This is a genomic window from Pseudoalteromonas peptidolytica, from assembly GCF_012641745.1.
Taxonomy (GTDB): domain Bacteria; phylum Pseudomonadota; class Gammaproteobacteria; order Enterobacterales; family Alteromonadaceae; genus Pseudoalteromonas; species Pseudoalteromonas peptidolytica.
Window position 1 is genome coordinate 39,123 of sequence record NZ_WEHZ01000028.1, and the last position, 20,200, is coordinate 59,322.

13 protein-coding genes are annotated in these 20,200 nt (G+C 41.4%); 4 read left to right on the plus strand and 9 right to left on the minus strand.

Translation table 11 applies throughout. The features are described 5' to 3' along the window. Positions 1–5: 5 nt before the first annotated feature. Positions 6–917 carry a GlxA family transcriptional regulator gene (locus tag F9Y84_RS16595; protein ID WP_147389157.1) on the minus strand — a complete coding sequence of 304 codons (912 nt, stop codon included), beginning with the start codon at positions 915–917 and terminating at the stop codon, positions 6–8. A gap of 103 nt (positions 918–1,020) precedes the next feature. Here F9Y84_RS16595 and F9Y84_RS16600 point away from each other — a divergent pair, with 103 nt between their 5' ends. Beyond that, on the plus strand, positions 1,021–1,536 hold the full coding sequence (locus F9Y84_RS16600; RefSeq protein WP_147389156.1) for a cysteine hydrolase family protein: 516 nt from the start codon (positions 1,021–1,023) through the stop codon (positions 1,534–1,536). Between the two features lie 152 nt (positions 1,537–1,688). Here F9Y84_RS16600 and F9Y84_RS16605 read toward each other — a convergent pair whose 3' ends face one another. After that, the gene (locus F9Y84_RS16605) at positions 1,689–3,866 is read right to left on the minus strand and encodes a malate synthase G (RefSeq protein WP_147389155.1); all 2,178 of its coding nucleotides are present in this window, start codon (positions 3,864–3,866) and stop codon (positions 1,689–1,691) included. 247 nt (positions 3,867–4,113) lie between these two features. On the opposite strand from F9Y84_RS16605, the gene F9Y84_RS16610 reads away from it, so the two are divergent. Together F9Y84_RS16610 and F9Y84_RS16615 are read left to right on the plus strand one after the other, a co-directional pair. Continuing rightward, complete coding sequence (locus F9Y84_RS16610; protein ID WP_128730442.1) at positions 4,114–5,718, plus strand: isocitrate lyase; 1,605 nt, start codon at positions 4,114–4,116, stop codon at positions 5,716–5,718. Positions 5,719–6,199: 481 nt separating this feature from the next. Further along, a complete protein-coding gene (locus tag F9Y84_RS16615; protein WP_147389154.1) occupies positions 6,200–8,251 on the plus strand; it encodes an ATP-binding protein in 2,052 nt (683 codons plus the stop codon). 46 nt (positions 8,252–8,297) lie between these two features. Here the strand turns inward: F9Y84_RS16615 and F9Y84_RS16620 are convergent, their stop codons facing one another. Continuing rightward, positions 8,298–10,841: a TonB-dependent receptor plug domain-containing protein gene (locus F9Y84_RS16620; protein WP_147389153.1), complete on the minus strand. Its 2,544-nt coding sequence runs from the start codon at positions 10,839–10,841 to the stop codon at positions 8,298–8,300. A gap of 326 nt (positions 10,842–11,167) precedes the next feature. Between F9Y84_RS16620 and F9Y84_RS16625 the strand changes: the two genes are divergently transcribed. Then, complete coding sequence (locus F9Y84_RS16625; protein WP_128730445.1) at positions 11,168–11,653, plus strand: hypothetical protein; 486 nt, start codon at positions 11,168–11,170, stop codon at positions 11,651–11,653. Positions 11,654–11,725: 72 nt separating this feature from the next. Here the strand turns inward: F9Y84_RS16625 and F9Y84_RS16630 are convergent, their stop codons facing one another. The 6 genes from F9Y84_RS16630 to F9Y84_RS16655 all read right to left on the minus strand — a co-directional run bounded on the left by F9Y84_RS16630 (position 11,726) and on the right by F9Y84_RS16655 (position 19,872). After that, the gene (locus F9Y84_RS16630) at positions 11,726–13,204 is read right to left on the minus strand and encodes a DNA recombination protein RmuC (RefSeq protein ID WP_147389152.1); all 1,479 of its coding nucleotides are present in this window, start codon (positions 13,202–13,204) and stop codon (positions 11,726–11,728) included. 62 nt (positions 13,205–13,266) lie between these two features. Beyond that, the gene (locus tag F9Y84_RS16635) at positions 13,267–13,953 is read right to left on the minus strand and encodes a response regulator (RefSeq protein WP_147389151.1); all 687 of its coding nucleotides are present in this window, start codon (positions 13,951–13,953) and stop codon (positions 13,267–13,269) included. A 5-nt stretch (positions 13,954–13,958) separates the two neighbouring features. Next, positions 13,959–14,162 carry a hypothetical protein gene (locus tag F9Y84_RS16640; RefSeq protein WP_125251280.1) on the minus strand — a complete coding sequence of 68 codons (204 nt, stop codon included), beginning with the start codon at positions 14,160–14,162 and terminating at the stop codon, positions 13,959–13,961. A 239-nt stretch (positions 14,163–14,401) separates the two neighbouring features. Further along, positions 14,402–17,494, minus strand: a complete 3,093-nt coding sequence (locus F9Y84_RS16645) for a DEAD/DEAH box helicase (protein WP_147389150.1) — start codon at positions 17,492–17,494, stop codon at positions 14,402–14,404. 164 nt (positions 17,495–17,658) lie between these two features. Next, positions 17,659–18,624 carry a ParB N-terminal domain-containing protein gene (locus F9Y84_RS16650; protein WP_147389149.1) on the minus strand — a complete coding sequence of 322 codons (966 nt, stop codon included), beginning with the start codon at positions 18,622–18,624 and terminating at the stop codon, positions 17,659–17,661. Positions 18,625–18,639: 15 nt separating this feature from the next. Beyond that, a complete protein-coding gene (locus F9Y84_RS16655) occupies positions 18,640–19,872 on the minus strand; it encodes an AAA family ATPase (RefSeq protein ID WP_128730449.1) in 1,233 nt (410 codons plus the stop codon). Positions 19,873–20,200: the final 328 nt, after the last annotated feature.

The window sequence follows — 20,200 nt, forward strand, 5'->3', positions numbered from 1 at the left end:
AATAACTAGAAACGTTTTCGAAACTCGCTTGGCGTTAAGCCCATATACTTATTAAACACCTTACGGCAGGCCGTCGTATCTTCGTATCCTACCTGGTGCGCAATCCAATCAAATGGTTTGCTCGTGCTTTCTAATAAATCACACATTTTTTGCACCCGAAACCGTTGCAAATATTGATTAGGATTGAGTCCGAGTACCTTAGCAAAACGTCGCTGTAGGGTTCTTTGCGTTAGTAGGGCGATATCAGCCAGATCTGCAATTGAAATATTGTGGCCATAATGGATATTAATGTATTGCTGAGCTCGCTGCACAGCATCATCACCATGTTGAAAATTCGGTTGAAATTGATGATAGTAGCTCTGCTCCCGCTGAGCAGTATCTACCACTAGCGTTTTGCCTAACTTACGCATAACTAAGTGACCGCTGTATTTTTTGACTAGCTCTAATCCAAGATCAAGCCATGACATCATGCCACCAGCAGACATAATATCATTGTGATCTATTAAAATTTTACGCGTATCAACAGGCTGGTTAGGAAAGTGCCGTTTAAATTCCTCAGTTAACCCCCAATGCGTAGTAAGCAAACGCTGATGACTTAGCCCCGAGGCAGCGAGTATAAATGCTCCCGCACAAGCAGAAGCAATAACAGCACCTTGTCGATGTTGCTTATTTAACCAAGCAAGTAATTGAGGGTCAGGTGTAAGATAAAAATCAGAACTAACACTCGGCGGTAATAACACAATATTGTAATCCCCCTTTACAGCGCTAGTGAAGGTGGCAACATGTGTTGTAAATCGGGTATTCAGCGACTCTTCGATACAAATTCTATCAGCTAGAAAAAACAGCTCTTCTAGACCATACACAGCCGACTTCATCACATGAGGGTAGTGACAAATCGCCACTTTGATTAGTTTCATCTGTATTGTCGAATTTAAACTCAAAAATGTCATTTTAGACACTGCAGTCAAAGTTACAACTCCAGCACAATACCTCTGTAAATTAACTAACGAGGTAAAAGAAATGAACAAATGTGCACTATTGGTGATCGACATTCAAAATGATTACTTTCCTGGAGGGCTTTTCCCGTTATGGAACACCGAAAATACACTAGCAAACATCAACAGCGCTATCAAAAAAGCAGCAGAGCAAAGCATGGAGATCATTTATGTCCAGCATATCGCTAATCCAGAACAAGAAAAAGCACCATTTTTCAATCCCGGCACTCGCGGTGTCGAACTTCATAATTGCCTACGCCAAGCACAAGAAAACGGCCACCATATCGTAAAGTCCTACGCTGATAGCTTTGAGCAAACTTCATTAAACGGTTTGCTCCAATCTAAAGATATCGATACTTTATATATCTGCGGCATGATGACACAAAACTGTGTAACACATACTGCGCTATCTAAATCGGCGGAGCAGTACAATGTTTGTATTCTCAGTGATTGCTGCACAGCCCCAGATGAAATGATCCACAAAATTGCACTCAGCGGTGTTTCAACACGAGTACCTTTTGTCACCGTATCGCAAATGTAGTCTATCACTACTAAATATAAGCAGAAGCTCGTAGTGATAAATCACGACCTACAAACCAAACGAAGATCGAGGTTTACCTCTACACAAGCATAACAACCAAAAAGGCCAGATTAACCAATCCTTGATTTGAGTGACATCGAAATGAAAAGGTACTAATTCGCCTGCTGCTTATAAGCTTGCCGATAGGTGTGAAGCAGCGGCTCGGTGTACCCATTGGGTTGTACTCGGCCTTCAAATACCAAAGATAATGCAGCTTTGTATGCAAGGTTTTCACTCAGAGGCTGATGCTCATTGAGCATTGGTTGGTAGAGGCTGTCACTTTCGTTTTGACCATCAACCACTGCAGCCATTCGCTTAAACGTCTTTTCTACCTGCTCTTCACTACAAATCCCATGATATAACCAGTTAGCAATATGCTGGCTTGAAATCCTAAGTGTTGCTCTATCTTCCATTAATCCAACATGATTGATATCTGGCACTTTTGAACACCCTACGCCTTGGTCTATCCAGCGTACCACGTAGCCCAAGATGCCCTGCGCGTTATTGTCTAATTCAGCTTGGATATCCTCAGCAGACAAATCGTTTTCTAACATCAACGGGGGCGTAAGTAAGTTATCAAGTGACGCCTGCTGGCGTGTTTTTATCTCAAGTTGGCGTGCAAACACATCCACATAGTGATAGTGCATCGCGTGGAGCGTTGCTGCGGTAGGAGAGGGCACCCACGCAGTATTAGCACCAGACTCAGGATGACCTTGCTTTTGCTCCATCATCAGCGCCATTTTATCTGGCATTGGCCACATGCCTTTGCCGATTTGTGCCTTTTTCCTAAAACCGGTTTTAAGACCAATATCCACATTTTGATCTTCATAAGCAGCTATCCAGGACTGGCCTTTAATCAATGTTTTTGGTAATACTGGGCCTGCTAACATTGAGGTATGAATTTCATCACCGGTTCTATCCAAAAAGCCGGTATTTATAAATACAACACGCTGTTTTGCAGCAGCAATACAAGCTTTTAAATTCACTGAAGTGCGACGCTCTTCGTCCATAATGCCCATCTTGATGGTATTTTTTGGCAGTGAAAGTAATGCTTCTACTCGACTAAACAAGGTATCAGTGAAGGCAACCTCTTCAGGACCATGCATCTTTGGCTTCACGATATTGATACTTGCTGCCGTCGAGTTTTTAAACGGGCTATTTCCCTGCAAATCATGCAGTGCTGCGGTGCTTGTCATGATGGCATCTAAGATCCCTTCAAACTGCTCATTTCCTTCTGCGTCCAGCACCGCTGGTGTTGTCATTAGGTGGCCAACGTTACGCACAAACATCATAGCGCGACCTTTTAGCGTAATACGCTGGCCTTGCGTATCTACGTAACTTCGGTCGGTATTTAGCGTCCTGGTCAATGATTTCTCTGACTTTTCGAAGGTCTCACTCAAGCTCCCTTTCATCAGACCTAACCAATTTTGATATACCAAGACTTTGTCTTTAGCATCCACCGCCGCAACAGAGTCCTCACAATCCATAATAGTCGTAAGTGCAGATTCGAGAACGACATCTTTGATCCCTGCTTTGTCAGCTTGCCCGACCGGATGATGTGGATCAATTTGGATCTCTATATGGAGATCATGATGACGCAGCAATATTGCACTTGGGTTTTGTGCTTCCCCCTGATAGCCCACTAGCTGCTCAGGCTGCTGCAATGATACTTGAGCGCTATCGTTTAGCGTGATCACCAAGTTTCCGTCCAGAATTGCATAGTTCGTACTTTCTATGTGAGAGCCCTTTGCTAACGGCAGCGCGTTATCAAGAAACTGCCTAGCATAAGCCATAACTTTAAATCCACGCGTTGGATTATAGTCTTGAGTACGTTCAGCGCCATCCTCTTCGCTAAGAACATCAGTACCATAGAGCGCATCATACAAAGATCCCCAGCGGGCATTAGCTGCATTTAGCGCAAATCTAGCATTACTCACAGGTACCACTAATTGCGGCCCTGCAGCACTGGCAATTTCAGGTTCTACATGTTTAGTTTCAATGACAAAATCTTCAGGTTCTGGCTGCAAATAGCCAATTGATTCAAGAAATGTCCGATATTCAGCAGCTTGCCAATCAGGGTGAGAGAGGTGGTAATCGTCAATTTGCTGTTGCAGGGTATCACGTTTGTTTAGTAACGCTTGGTTTTGCTTACCAAGTGCCGAAAAAATATCCGCAACACCTTGCCAAAATTGATTTACCGCTATCCCGGTGCCGGGAAGTAAAGATTGCTCGACAAACTGCGCCAGAGGAGTCGCAATTTGGAAGCCTGAATAAGTGACATACTTGCTCATGGAGAGTCCTTGATTAACATTTTTTGAACGGGATAGATCAAACATAAAACAATTTTTGGAAAAACGAACCCCTTTTCTCATTCACAAAAAATATACTCGTAATAATAACTATAAATTTAAAAAATCTAATTTATCGGCCTAGTGTTTAATTAAGCCCGCAGCCAACCACTCTCACATCAGGTGGCTTCGTGTAACAAACAACCAGAACTTAATTTGATTTATAGTACCCGTTCGAAGGAAGCTAATTATGTCTCAGTATCAAACTCAGTTAGATCATTTCTCTAGTCTATGTCAAAGCCAAGGAAAAACTTGGCAGTCTATCAGTCCTGAGTATGCCAGCCGTATGCACCTACAAAACCGCTTCAAAACCGGTTTGGACATCGCAAAATATACAGCCAAGGTGATGCGTGAAGATATGGCAGCATACGATGCTGATAGCAGCCAATATACGCAATCCCTTGGTTGCTGGCACGGCTTTACAGCGCAACAAATGATGATGGCAGTAAAGCGTCACAACAAAACCACGAAACGCTCTTACGTATACTTAAGTGGCTGGATGGTTGCTGCGCTGCGCTCAGAGTTTGGCCCACTGCCAGACCAAAGTATGCACGAAAAAACAGCAGTTCCAGCTTTGATTGAAGAGATCTACACCTTCCTCAAGCAAGCCGATGCGCGAGAGCTAGACCATCTCTACAAAGAGCTTGATGCAGCAAAAGCCAAAGGCCAAGACACAACCGAGATCCTTAACAAAATCGATAATTTCGAAACCCATGTAGTGCCTATCATTGCAGATATTGATGCCGGTTTTGGTAACGAAGAAGCAACCTACCTATTAGCTAAACAAATGATTGAAGCAGGTGCTTGTGCTATTCAAATCGAAAACCAAGTATCGGACGCAAAACAGTGTGGCCACCAAGCAGGTAAAGTAACGGTTCCCCATGAGGACTTTTTAGCTAAGATTAACGCTGTTCGATACGCATTCCTTGAGCTTGGTGTTGAAGATGGCGTGATCGTTGCCCGTACCGACTCATTGGGTGCAAGCTTGACGCAAAAAGTACCAGTCTCAAAAGCTGCTGGCGACCTTGCGAGTCAATACACCAGCTACTTAGACACCACGCCTGTGACCTCAGCCGCTGATTTACAAGAAGGTGAAATGGCAATTAAGCTGGGTGGCGAATTACAAAAACCGGTTCGCTTGGATAACGGCCTATATCAATTCAAAGCAGGTACAGAAAAAGATCGTGTGGTCCTAGACTGTGTAACTAGCTTGCAATCAGGTGCAGATCTATTATGGATTGAAACCGAAAAACCAAATATCGAGCAAATTGCCGAGCTGGTTAACCGCGTCCGTGAACAGGTACCTAACGCAAAGCTTGTGTACAACAACTCGCCTTCATTTAACTGGACATTGAAGTTCCGTGAGCAGGTATACCAGCAATGGCAAGAACAAGGTAAAGACTTATCAACATACCCTGATCCAAGCACAGATGCGAAGGTATTGATGGCTCCAGAATTAGACACAACCGAATTAGCTACAGAAGCTGATCGACTGGTGCAAAACTTCCAGCGGGATTCCGCAAGAGAAGCGGGGATTTTCCACCATCTAATTACACTGCCAACTTATCATACAGCAGCGCTAAGCACCGATATTCTGGCTGAAGGCTATTTTGGTGACGCGGGTATGCTTGCCTATGTACGCGATGTGCAACGACAAGAAATCCGTCGCGAGCAAGCATCAGTTAAACACCAAGACTTAGCTGGTTCTAATATAGGTGACACCCACAAAGAATACTTCTCTGGCGAAAATGCACTAAAAGCTGGCGGTGAAGCCAACACCATGAACCAGTTCTAACATTTGATTTATTTAGTTCCAAAATCAGTAAGGGCCGCAAGGCCCTTTTCAGAGCTTGAGATTATTAGATCAGGTTTTTACTAGCTTATCAGTCTCAGATCACCGCTTTACTAACCTTTGCTAGACAGATCATGTTTTTACTAACAACAATCAAATTTGGATCAGGATTTTATTAACCCAACAACAAACGATCCCGATCTTTTTATGAAGATCAAAGATCCTAGCTCAAAAATACTCACTTTTGACTTAAGCCACTTTTACAAACCAAAATTTTACTAACTAAATCTACGACAGGTCACATTTTTACTAACTTACTTAGTAAAATTTTGTTCTGAGAATATTCCAAGTCTTGTTCATCATATTATTAGCGCATGATTGATAAACATCAATTGTCACTGTAAACCCCCTTTACACTTTCCATATTTACCTCACTTTTTTGTGTAATGCTGCATGACAGACAAAAACGATATGAACTTAAAAGATGACTCTATTTAAGAATCTCACGCTTGCAGTGCTTATATTTTTTGCGCTGAGTTGTAATGCTGAAAATATAACGATAAAAGAAGTACAAGCACTAGAAATTGCCGGTCAGTACACCGAAGCGCTTGAAAAAATCAAAGAGCTGAGTAATACCGAAAATGATGAAACACGCTACCAAGCTATTTTTCTTCAAGCGATGATATATAGAAAGCAAGATTTATACGAAAAATCGATATCAACGCTTAACTTTATTGAAAAGCAATTCTTCCTAACTGAGATAAGAAAATATGAGCTATACCGAGAGATCGGCATCAACTATCGCAGCATCAGCAAATTAGCACTTGCTGAAGACTTTTATTTAAAAGCATTAGACTCAGCACAGTCAATGAACAAGCCAAACTTGATTGCACAAACCTATAATAACTTAGGAGTTGTCGCTGATCACAGGAACCTGCTCGCACAATCAATGCAGTATCATCTAAAGGCATATGAACTGCTTAAAGGAACAGACCAGTATGAAAAGCAAGGTGCCAATTTTTACAACCTTGGAGATATTTCTGTGCGTTTGGGGGACAAGGAAAATGCGGAGTATTTCTTTCAACAAGCGTTGATAGCAGATAAAGCATCCAAGGAGCTACGTAATGTTGCTGGTACAGCACTGCGGTTAGGGGAATTAAAATTCAAAAACAGTAAAGCTGATGAGGCACTACTTCAAATTAACGAGGCCATCGAACTTTTACGCCAATTAGATGCTCGGGTGTCGCTCAGTCGCGCACATCGAACCGCGGCATTGATTTATATTACTAAATCTGAGCTAGACAGTGCATTAACAGAGGCACTATCTGCGATTGAATATGCAACACAAACGAGTTCCACGTTACAACAATTTTATGCCTTTCTTACAGAGCTTGAAGTCAGACTTGCAAGAGCTGAACTGAAAGAAGCAAAAACATTACTGCCCACACTCGATAAATTAATAAAAATTGAAGCAGCTGAAGTACTGCAAGAAAAATATCACCATTTAAAAGCACAAGCCTTAGCACTTGACGGCAACTTTGCGGATGCGTACCAATTTATGTATTCAGCTGCAGAGCTGCAATCGAACATCCATGCTGACTACTTACAAAAACAGGTAAGTACTTACAAAGCTAGTATTGATGCCTTAATCCAATCTCAGGAACTTGAAAAAGCTCAGGCCAAGCAGGCTATAACAGAAATTAACCTTAAAAATGCTAAGCTTTCTACACAAATGTGGTTAGTCACTGCTATCGCCGTTTTTTTAATGGGGACTTTCTTTATCGGCTTTTTTATAGCAAAACATAGAAGTGCAACTTTGAAAGCCAAAATGTATCAATCAAACATTGCACAAAAAGACAAAATGCTGGCTGATATTTCTCATGAGCTTCGTACGCCTTTAAGTGTACTAAAACTTCACATTGAAGCCATGGAGCATAACCTGATAGATGACAGCACCATCGCTTATGCAAAAATAAACAATAAGATAAATCAACTTAACGACCTGATATCTAATGTCTACCAGCTTTCCCAAGCAGATCATAATGCTTTAGTGATCCACCCTCAGCTTTACGATGCCAAAACTGTAATACAAAGCTATGTGTATGATGTTGAGAGGTTAGTAACTAGTAATAAGTTGCAATTTATTGCTGACATTCACGTTGACGATATGGATATTCATATCGATAAGCCAAAGCTAGACCGAGTGATTGATAACCTAGCAAAAAATGCCTGTTTATATACAGATGTCCCTGGCAAAGTGCGCTTTAAAGCTGTGGTTAATAAATTTGGATTCTTCTTACAAGTTGATGATAGCTCACCTGGGGTACTGGAGCGCGAGCAAAACAAATTATTTGAACGCCTGTACCGTGTTGAAGCTTCAAGAAGCCGGGCAACAGGGGGATCAGGGCTAGGTCTTTCTATTTGTAAAAGCATAGTAGAGGCAATGAATGGAACAATTAGGCTTAAGTCAGGAAAGTTCGGTGGTCTGTGTATCCAAATAAACCTTCCCCATGCGGTAGATAGCAATTATAAATAAAAAAAGGCCAAGCGTTTGCTTGGCCATTGATTACTTCAAATCATATTTAAAAGCGATAGCTAATATTGCCATATACGAAACGGCCATCAGTGTTGTATGCCGAGAACGCTGAGTAAGGGAAGATTTGGTTAAATGTTGTAAAACCAATATTACTCACCGTATCTTGAGGATACTGGTCAAACAGGTTGTTCGCGCCGACGGCGAATTTCCAGTTGTCACCTAAATTATAGGCCACTTCCAAATCTGTAATCCATTTGGCATCTAATACTTCATCACCTGTAACCGAGCTTGAAGAATCAGTTGTTTCACCATAACGTGTTGCGCGTAGGGTTGTTTGCCAATCACCAAACTGCCAAATTGCTGCTAAGTTCCATTTATCTTTTGGTGTACCATCTTCAAATCGAGCTATTTCACGACGAGCAAAATATTCATAGCTGTCACCTAAGGCTTCTAGCTCTGCTGGGTTCGCTTTGACATCCGTTACTTCGGTATCGTTAATATTGACCGCAGCACTTAATCTCAAATCACCAAAGTCAGAGAGGTCAAAGCTGTACGTCGCAACGATATCAACACCTTGAGTGCGAGAGTCGATGGCATTTGTGAAGTACCTGACACTTTGTGTGTTAAGCTCGCCTGCTTGGCGTAAAATATCAATAACCTCAGGACCATTTAGATTCTCAGAGAGTACAATGCGGTCATCAATATCAATTCGATACGCATCTACCGTGAATGAGAACGCATCAAGTGTGTACACAAAACCCACAGTAGCATTCACTGACTCTTCAGCTTCTAGCTCGCGAGCACCGAGTGCTTTAGCAGCAGGCGTATCAACCGGAAAATGTCCAACTTCACTCGGTACGCCATTTTCAAATACGGTTGCTACTGATTTATATGATGTTTGAGCTAATGAAGGTGCTCTGAAACCGGTACTTATCGCACCACGTAACGATAGGTTGTCTGAAACCACATAGCGCGATGCAAGTTTGCTAGTAAAGGTGCTGCCAAAGTCGCTATAATCCTCGAAACGACCAGCCAAGACGATATTCCAGTCTTGTGTTAGATACGTATCGAACTCTGCAAATAAAGCGATATTGTGGCGAGATTCATCTACCGCACTTGCCGGTGAAAACCCGGCCAGTACTTGCGCACCACCAGCGGCCACAGGATTACCTTCGGCATCAAGCACCGTTAGATAAGACGCCTCGTCACCAACTTCAATTTCGTAATTTTCACGGCGATATTCAGCACCAACGGTGAAAAAAACATCGTCTGGTAAACCCAAATCCAATGCTGTTTTCGCGTCCGCATTCACTAACCACTGTGAATAAATCAACGCGCCATTATTAAATTCAGTTGGACTGGTTACGCCCATTGAGGTGTTTAGGCTGTTTACAACTCCCAAACCAAAGTCATTCACGCCATAGTTGCTGCTAATATCATAGTCCCAATCACCGCGAGTTCCTTTTACGCCAATAGCGAATGAGTAATCATCAACATCACTGACAATTTGCGGTAAGAAACCGTCTGGATAAACCGCAGTTAGATTACGGCTGTCTTTTGCACGGCGATAAAACCCACCAGAGTTACCTTCTCGTGTTGAGTAACTACCAAATGAATAAAGCTCTGTATCAGTATCTAAGTTGTAGCCAGCATTGAAAAAGAGCGCAAAGTCTTCCACTTCAGCTTTACCAAAACGATGATTGTAGCGGTCAAAAGTAAACTCTCGAGCGTCCAATTGACCGTTGTCGTCACGAGCATATTGTTCTCTTGGATCAAAGCCCGAACGATTCGTTGGCTTTTTGTCTCTATATTCGGCTGAAAGATTAATAAAGCCATCATTGCCTAGCGCAAAACCAATATTAGCACCAATGGTTGTGGTGCCGCCGTCATTGCGTTTGCGGTCATCACCTAATACAAAATCTAAATCGCCCGAAGCATCTGTACGGGTGGCTAATAAGTCAGGAACACCTGCCATCTGGGTATCGTGTTCACCATAGGTAACGCTTATACTACCGCCTTCTTCTGCATCTTTAAGTACGATGTTAATCACTCCCGCAATTGCATCTGAGCCGTACTGTGCAGCAGCACCATCACGTAAGACCTCAACACGTTTGATTGCGGCAGCAGGAATGGTATTCAAATCCACAGCTGTTGAGCCACGACCAACTGTACCATTTAAATTCAATAATGCACCTGCGTGGCGGCGTTTACCATTTACAAGTACTAAAGTATGGTCTGGTGCTAACCCGCGAAGCACAGCAGGACGCGCGTGATCAGTACCATCCGCGAGTGTTGAATTAGGAAAGTTAAAACTTGGCACCATCGTCGTGAGTACCTGGCTTAGCTCCAGCTGACCTGTACTTTGCATATCATCTAGCGAAATGACATCGACCGGAACGGTACTTTCAGCCACACTGCGCAGACTTCTTCTGGTACCTGTGATCTCTATAACTTCAACACTGTCTTTAGCTTCAGTGTTATTACTTTCTGCCTGTGCGTGAATTGAAATAGTTGAAAGAAGCGCGGCACCGACAGCCAACGAGATTGGCTTGCGAACAGCGCTGTCTAGCTTGTTATTAATAAATTGCATAGTTTGTCCCGTGAATATGTTGAACGCAGAGTCAGTGAAAGACCGACTAGTACTTAATTTAGTCAATAGTGGAGTAAATCAAGACTGAATACGAATACCATCCGATTTACGATTAAAATGTTGGCACTTACTTATTCGATACCAACCTAAAATTAAGTAACTCTCGTAAGAAAAGACGCGAATTTTAAAATTATTCTTTCACCCACAATAAAGAATTTTTCGATCTATCTTATACCCTCAATTGGCACTGGTCTGATGTTTATTCACTCCATCTTTACTCCATATTACAACGCTTAAATATCAGCATATGAAAACGGAGAGAAACGATGACACAACGGACGCTTAAACATGCTGACTGGCTGAAAATTGTCGAGTCTAGAGCTAAACAGCAGCAACAACAGAGTAAGCCAAAGACCAAGCTGTCGCCTATGGTGATTTTGACTTTTTTGCTCGCGATGACAATTTCATTGCTGAGTGCGTGGGCACTTTTGAAAGATACAGCTACTCCCGCTAACTTAGTGCTGAGTGAAGAATCAGAAAAACGCCTCAATCGCTACTTTACTAAGCAATACATGGTAGGCAGTTGGCAATTTTCGCATATGAAAATAAGTAAAGACGACATAAACGTGTTCATTCGCATTCCCTCAGAATTGGCATTAACGGGGCAGGCGCTAAAAGGCTACATAGAACAATCTCTGTGCCCACCAGCGACGAATAATATCTGGCGTGATGTAAATCAGTTTACGCTATACATGCACTTATACTCAGGCTCACCGCGTCATAGTGATTACGCAAAGTGCAGCGCCCCGTAACTTAGTCCGATTAAAACAAAAGGCCCAGTATGTGGCCTTTTTTTGGAGTTTATACTCATTGGTATTAGATCATTACGAGCTTTTAGAAGAGAGAGAAGGGGATTTAGGCTCGAGCTCCAGTTTCGCTTTTTCCTCTAGATCTGCTGGCAGCTCTTTAACTACCGCAACACCAAGCTCTTTAAACTCAGCGGCCTGTTTGATTAAGTTTCCTTTGCCCATATACAACTGGGAAAATGCCCTTTCATAGCTTTCTTTCGCTTTATCAAGTTGCTTGCCCACATTCTCCATACTATGCAAGAAGTTATTTAACTTGTTATAAAACTTCTCTGCTCGTAGTGCCAGCTCTCTCGTATGCTTACTTTGATCTTCAAAACGCCATAGTTGCTTCACGATATTGAGACTCGTCAATAAAGTCGTTGGCGTCGCAACCAAAACATTATGTTGTAGCGCGTCTTGATAAAGGGTTGGTTTATGCTTTACCGCTTCAACAAATGCCGATTCAATCGGAATAAACATAATAACCACTTCCGGAGAATTGAGACCAGGGAGGCGCTCATAGGATTTACTTCCAAGTTCTTTTATACGCGCTGTAATAGCTTCGCTATGCGCTACGATAGCCTGATTGGCCTCACTGTCAGTTGTTGAATTAATATAACGCGTATAGGCGTTTAACGATGTCTTCGCATCGATGACTAAATGTCGAGATTGCGGCAGATAAACCACCACATCAGGGCGAAACTTTCCTTCATCTGTATTAAAATTAACTTCTCGCTGATAGTCATAACCGGGTCTTAAACCAGCACTATCGAGCACATTTTCAAGCATCAATTCGCCCCAATTACCTTGTGCTTTTTTCTGTCCCTGTAGCGCAGTAGTTAAGCGTTCAGCCTGCTCTGTCATCACTCGATTATTAGCTTGTAGATGGAGTAATTCAGTTTTCAAAGAAGCCCGCTGTTTCAGCTCTTCGCTATGGATTGCCTCCATCTTATCCCTAAAGCCTTTTAACTCCCCTTGGACAGGTTGCAGCAATTGTTGGATTTTTTCTTTACTTTGATGGCTAAAGCGCGCTGTCTTTTCATCAAAGATCTGGTTGGCAAGGTTATGAAACTCTTCTTTTAACTGTACTTTGGCTTGTTCAAGTTGCGCTAGTTGCTGCTCAAAATGGTGTTGCTTTTGCTCTAATAAGGTTTGTAAATTCGCCATTTCAATTTCAAGCCCATGAGCATGGGCTTGAATTTCTTCTTTGGCGTCGAGCTCACGCTGCCAAAGCTGTTGATACTCAGTAGCTTGACGTTGACGTTCGTTAAGGCGGGCTTGCATTTGCTGTACTTGGCCATGACTTTGTAGCTGCTGTTCACGGAGCTCCTGAACTACCTGTTCAGCTTGAACGATTTGAGTACGCAAGGCATATTCTGTTGCTTGTTGAGTATGCAGCTGACTTTTTAATGTACTGCGGATCACCCATACAATAGGAAGGAGGGTAGCTGCACCGCCTGCAAACAGTACCAAACTATACCATGCAGGCGTTGTTGAAAGCATTGACCAAAGCATATTGAAATCTCATCAGTTGTTCTGCTTTGATAATACCTTAGATATAAATTTCAATCACTTAGTCATTCAGTGATCTGTTGGCCATTATAACGGTACCCGGCGCCATACACCGATTCAACAATTTTAGGGGAATGCTCTAATTCTTTGATTTTTTTTCTAATATTTTTAATATGACTGTCAATAACTCTATCTGAAATATCAAAATTATCTGGCTGAATATGGTCAAGAATTTGTTGTCTTGAGAAGACACGATTAGGCGCATCGTACAACAAAGCAAATACATCAAACTCAACTTTAGTGAGCCCCAAAGTACAACCGCTCAACTTTACACTCAATTCATCACGGTTAACTTCTATCGGCTTTTGGTAGGAATGCGTGTTCACGCAACGACGTAAGATAGCTTTTATTCTCATCACTAATTCAGCTGCGCTAAATGGTTTACAAACATAATCGTCTGCACCAACCTCTAGTCCTTGTAAACGATCAGCTTCTGTGACTTTTGCTGTTAACATAACAATAGGAACTTCGGAGAATGTCCTAATTTGCCGCATACATTCCACACCATCTTGGTTTGGTAGCATGATATCCATTAAAATCGCATCCGGTTGATTTTCGCGTACCCAAGATACCACTTCTGCGCCATCAGCAATATGGAACATCTTAAATCCTGACGCTCTAAAGAACAGTAATACTTGTTCTGCAATATCTTGATCGTCTTCAACGAGTAAGATGTTTGGAGGTGTAGACATAGGGTTTATTTACTCTTTGCTTTTAAACTTTTCAATTGCTGTCGGACTTGACGCTTCAAAGTATCCGACAGTGTGTCATCGAATAACAACATTGTCAGTATACTAGACAAATCCTCTGAACTCGCCACTTCATTTAACAGATCATAATCCGTTTGTGATTGTGTCTCAATAAAGTTTAAGTGTGTAATCGTCGCATCGTAGCAAAGCATAGCATTATCCTAATTGGTCTATGGCGTTTCTCCGTTATGAATATTAAAGCGCGACATTATGGAACAAAAATGGAGTGTGATGATGTTTTTTTCATCAGAAAAAGAAAAGCCAGCTTAGTTAAGCTGGCTTATTACAATCAGTAACAAAGGGGGAAATCAACATACGCCTATTACACCAACATGTTCGCAATAAGCATAATCATAGACCTACGAGGTTTTCATTTAGTTCAATTTTATTTTTAACTTTTTATCAATGCGAGCATTTGTGACTCATCAAATTGGCTCAGGTTAACTCCAGAGTCTGCAAACAAAGCGTCAACTAGCGCCTGTTTGTCTCTTTGCATCTTAAATACCTTTTCTTCGATGGAATTAGCCATAATTAATTTGTAAACAAAGACCGGCTTGTCTTGGCCAATACGATACGCGCGATCAGTAGCTTGATTTTCAACAGCTGGATTCCACCAAGGATCAAAGTGGATCACGGTATCAGCTTGAGTAAGATTCAAGCCTGTCCCACCGGCTTTAAGGCTTATTAAAAAGATGCTGCACTTACCTGAAGTAAATGCTTCTATTGCCTTATCCCTTTGTCTGGTTTGACCGGTTAACATTGTATACTTCAGCTGTTGTTGTTGGCACTGCTCCGCAATGAGATCAAGCACACTGGTGAACTGACTAAAGATGATGATCTTACGACCTTCACTTAATAGTGTCGGCAGGTGCTGTGCAAGCCATTCAAACTTTGCACTGCTATGCTCTGCCAAATCCTTATCCACGAGTTGAGGGTGACAGCAGATCTGACGCAGCTTAAGCAGTGCATCAAGAAACGCCAACTTACTCCTTTCAACGCCATGCTCTTGGAATAAGTTCTGTAATTTACTCTCTACTTGATGCTGCACACCTTGATACAGCCTATGCTGCGACTCTGAGAACTCTAACTCTTTAATAAGTTCTGTTTTATTAGGTAGCTCTTTTACTACTTCTGACTTTGTTCTTCTTAGAATGAACGGTGCAATTAAAGATCTCAGTTCGCTCGCACGAGCACGATCTTGCTCTTTCTCGATAGGGATCTGAAAGTGTTGTTTAAACTGTTGTTTGGTCCCCAATACATCCGGCATTACAAAGTCCAGTAACGACTTTAGCTCAAGTAAATTGTTTTCAATCGGTGTGCCACTCAAACAGAGTTTGAAACGCGCAGAAAGTCCCTTCACGCATTTGGAAATTTGTGCAGTTTCATTTTTGATATACTGCGCTTCATCTAACACGATAGAGTCGAAATCCAACCCTTTGTAATAAGCAACATCTCGTTTTAACAATGGATAAGTGGTCAGTATAAAACGAGCACCCGATAAGTTAGTTAGTGCTTCCTCTCTGTTAGCACCATGAATAATCGTCAAGGGTAGGTGAGGAGCAAAGCGCTTAAATTCATCTCTCCAATTTCCAACTAAGCTAGTAGGGCAGACAATTAAACTTGGTTGTGTCACGAGGGTGTTATGTTGCGCAATAAAGTATGCTATTACTTGTAACGTCTTACCAAGACCCATATCGTCAGCGAGAATACCACCTAGTTGATGACGATTTAGGAACTTAAGCCAATTAACTCCCTGAGCCTGATAATCGCGTAAAGTAAAGCACTGTCCTTCACTAGCCGGAATAACTTCATTTTGTTCAATCGGCTTTTCTAATTCCGCTAAATATTCAAGTAGCTTTTGATCGCTTGACTTGGTTTCAATATGCGCCAGCTCAAATAGCTTTTTAGCGTACGAAAGTGGGAACTTAAACTGAGAGCTGGATAGGTAATAACTAAAGCGAGATTTTAATGTCAGCAATTCATCAAATACGCTGCGACTGATTGCATAAAACTGCTCTCCGATCTCCACATAACGATACTCATGGGCTAAATTGTTTAGCTCGTGAACCGGATGTTTATCCCAGTTTAAAGTAATAGGTTTATCATCCAGCATCACTTTACCCAAAACATGGTGTTGTTTGTCACGTTTAAGAGATAAGATCACTTTCGGAGTAACAACATGACCATTGCCTGGCAGCTCATCCACAACCCAACGTTTACCTTGCAGGTAAGGTCTAACTTCTTTGTTGAACCAATGTATTTCGACACCGTCATCTGTAGGCAGCAAAAAGTCTTCGCCTTCGTGTACAAAGCCCAGTCCTGTAAGCACTTGTTCAAGACGCGATAATTGTTTTTTCGACCCACCTTTTCCTAGTGCCTCAATGGTAAACCTAATTTTGTTTGCACGCTCTGATTTGATCAGTTTGGCGACTGTTGATTGCGGGTTTACGAGTTGAGAAAAACCAGATGGCGGTGCAATAATATCGTCAGTAAAAATATCTTGAAAGCGCGACATCACTTGCTCAAGTTTTTCACCTGTGATCGGTGGCATCGTATGGAGATGGGCAATTTCAGATGCGGTTAATTCAGATTCAATCCTACCAATGAGTAGATTTTCAGTATCCAAATAAACTGGTGGCTCGGTTTTAACTAATCGCCAATGCTCAACACCAGCTAAACGGCTCTTTAGCTGATATTCGTCATTCTCTTGATGCCAATAAAAGTCTAATGTTTGCTTGTGACCCAACTCCAATGGCTGACGATGATTACGATAAAAACAGCGATGTGTATGTATAAGCTGAGTCAGAGCATTAAAGCCCCACGCACCAAACAACTCAAAGTGGCCAGGCGTATTTTGGGAGCGGATCCAACTGAATAAGCGAAAATCACTTTCTAATAATCCGGCGGGAGCAACTTGGCTGTTGAGTTGTTGCTCTGTCAGTGCACGGCCAAGAGGATACAGGCCATCTGGACGGTTTGGTGATACTTTAGGGCTTACTAATACTTCATTTGCCCGAGGCTCTAATACAAACAACAACACATTATCAGCGTCAGCTTTATCTGTTTGCTGTAGCTGCGCTAATTCATTAAACCAATCGTTAACTAAAAAAGCTTCGCCAAATCCACCGGAGTGTTCGATTTTTAGTTTCAGCAATACGGCTGCGATATGTCGACACTTAGGATTATTAGAACAAGAGCAATTTGCTTCGACAGAGACAGCCCCCTGCTCCTGATTGATTTTGATATGCTGGGTAAACGTATTACCATAATTGCCCAATACTTGCGCATCTATCTGAGCGAAGTTATCACTATGCTGCAAAAAGCAAACCTGTTCATCTTTAAGATATTCCTTTGCTTTTGCTAACAAGCCGGAATTAAAATATTGACGAAGAAATCGCTCAGATAGCGGAAACTGACTCGCTTGCTCCTGTTTGATTTCTTCAAATAAGGCGAAAAGTTGCTCTTTAGATAACTGCGAAGACATTAAGTGCACGTCAAAATCAAAGTAAAAAGCCAGTATATGAAATTAGTGATATGAGCTAAAGAGCCAAATGCGAGAAAATAGGTAAAAAACGACTGGTTGGAGGTCAAGTGACCATAAAAAGCACCGAGTTGAAGTAAATTTGTTCAACTCGGTATCGGTAACGTTTAATTGTAGCTACTCAGTAGTTTTTGTAATTGTTCCAAACGTTTATCGGTAAGAACACGATTATCAATTTTTACGGTAACATCGCCGCTTTTTAAGTTACGCTGGATCCTAATATAATCGCTTTCGAGCATAGATTCGACTCTAGCCGAATCGCTATTGCCAAATGTTGTCAAAAATTTAGTTATCTGTAGTGCTCTTTTTTCATCTGACATTTCATCGGTCATAAACTCTTGGTTTGATAATCCTGCCAATTGTTCAGCGAAAAACTGAGGCTGTTCTTGCTTCGCTGCAATCAATTTTTTTGCCGCCTCTCTGCCTAAATGGTTTGCGGTTGGATAATACTTTAGTACTTCTACTGGAATGCTTTCAAATGCCTTTAGTGCGTCAGCTACAGCGGTATGAGAAACTCCCTCAATTGCTGCTATTTCTCGATAAGATCCTTTTTTACCTTGTTGGATCAAAGCATGCTTAGTATCGCTATATGCTTTACCCAACTCCCATAAACTAGGCGCAATATACTGATCAGAAGAAACCGCCAGTGTTTTAGCATCTTCCTCGTTAAAATCTTTGGAACTCAGAACAACGTAATCAGCTTTAGCTAATAAACAGGCCTTGCGGCGTCTTGACCCTGATAATACGTGTAACTTGCCATCGTGCCTCCAGCATAGAGCTGGATGCAAATTACGCTTGTCTTTTTTGATTGCAGGTAAAATATCAGCAACTGCTTTTTCGCTTAACAAAGATTGCTCGCGGCGATTTTGTCCAAATACTGTTGTTTTATTCTCAATATCTGAAAATGGAATGATCTCACAGGTCAATACAATCGTGCGATTAGGATCGCTTGGAGCTGGCATTGTAACCACATCACCTACTTTTGCCTGATCCAATAGATCGTCCAAACTACTACCCTCAACAGCGGTTGCAAAAGGGTCTATTCTTGTGTCATTTTTGCGTTTTCTAGCCATTTGTAGATACCTTTTTTATTCTGCTAGCGAGGATTGTGTTGAAGGCCAATTTGAGCGAATAAGCATTTCAAGTTCATCGACTACGTCTTTGATATTTTCTTGTGCTTTAAGTAAAGACTCTCTACTTGCAAGGCTATCAGAAGTCTTTTGATCGAATATCGTATTAAACGACGAGGAGCTTGCGGTGATAGCGGAACTGTGGTTGATCGGGTAACTCATTACTTGCCTACCAAATGCACTACGCACATCCTTAACAATATCCCGTTGTGAATGGTTTCCTTTTACGTAATTCGTTACCAAAAATTGCATAAAATCCCACCCCTCGTGACCTAATGCTGCAACAGTGTGATAAATTTCACCGAGGCGTTTCAGATATTTATTGTTTGCATCGAAGTCAACCGCTTCTGGATGAACAGGGATCAACATTGAAGTAGAAGCCATCAGTGCATTGTAGAACATGAAATTAAGTGATGGTGCAGTATCTACAAGAATTATGTCAAACTCGTCTTGTACAGGCTCTATAACCTTTTCTTTGAGCTTATGATAGTGTCTTGTTGATTCATAGCTTGAGCTTTCTTTCAATTCGGTAGCAGTTTCATGTTCAAAGTAAAAGTCATCCATACCTGATGGTAGTACTCTAATATTTGGTATGTGGGTTGTCTGAAATGCACTTGAAACTAGATCTTCCCATGTTTCGCCTTCATCTAAATCAATACAATCTCTCATTAAATCACCGACTGTGATCGGCTCATGATCGTTTGATGGAAAAAAGCTGGATGAAGATCCTTGAGGATCGAGATCGATGATCCCTATGCGATAGCGCTTAATATTTGTAGTGGCTAAGGCTGCTGCAATATTTACCAAACTCGTTGTTTTTCCACAGCCACCTTTTAAGCTATTAATCACGATAACTTGAAGTTTGTCTTTTTCTTTACGTTGGTCTGCACTTACACCTAATACTTCGGCCATAGCGAAAATATTTGATAATGTATAGGCATAATGGCCGTTAGCACCTTTCTTAATGTTTATATTGTCAAAGTCACCTTGGTCATGACGTCGTTTGAGTGTTCTGTTATTAACACCTAAAAGATCAGCAGCTGCTTTTTGCGTATAAGTTCGAAGTTCTTTTTCTTCGGTTTTTAAATGAGCGCGATAGTGTTGTATCCGACCAGCAAGAGATTGTTCGGCGACTTCAGCTGTTGCTTTTAACAGTCTGTACGTTGAGAGCGCATTGTTATTTATAGACATACACATTATCCTTCATTTGATGCTAATAATTATAATGTCCATTCAATTTGCTGTAAACACAAAAAAACAAAGACATTTGTGATTTATGTTTACATCTAAGAATAAATAAGAAAGGTTAGATATGGCTAAATATATAGGTATTAAAGGCTAAGGTTTAGATTTTAGTATGTATCTATATGTTTTATATAAATTTTATTGTTTTTCTTAGATCACAATATTACTTGGTTAAGATCAGATCTCTTACAACTAACAGATCTGATTTTTACTAACTAGTATTTTATTTTTATAGTTACTCACATCTTACCCACAGGTATATGCTATTTTTTTA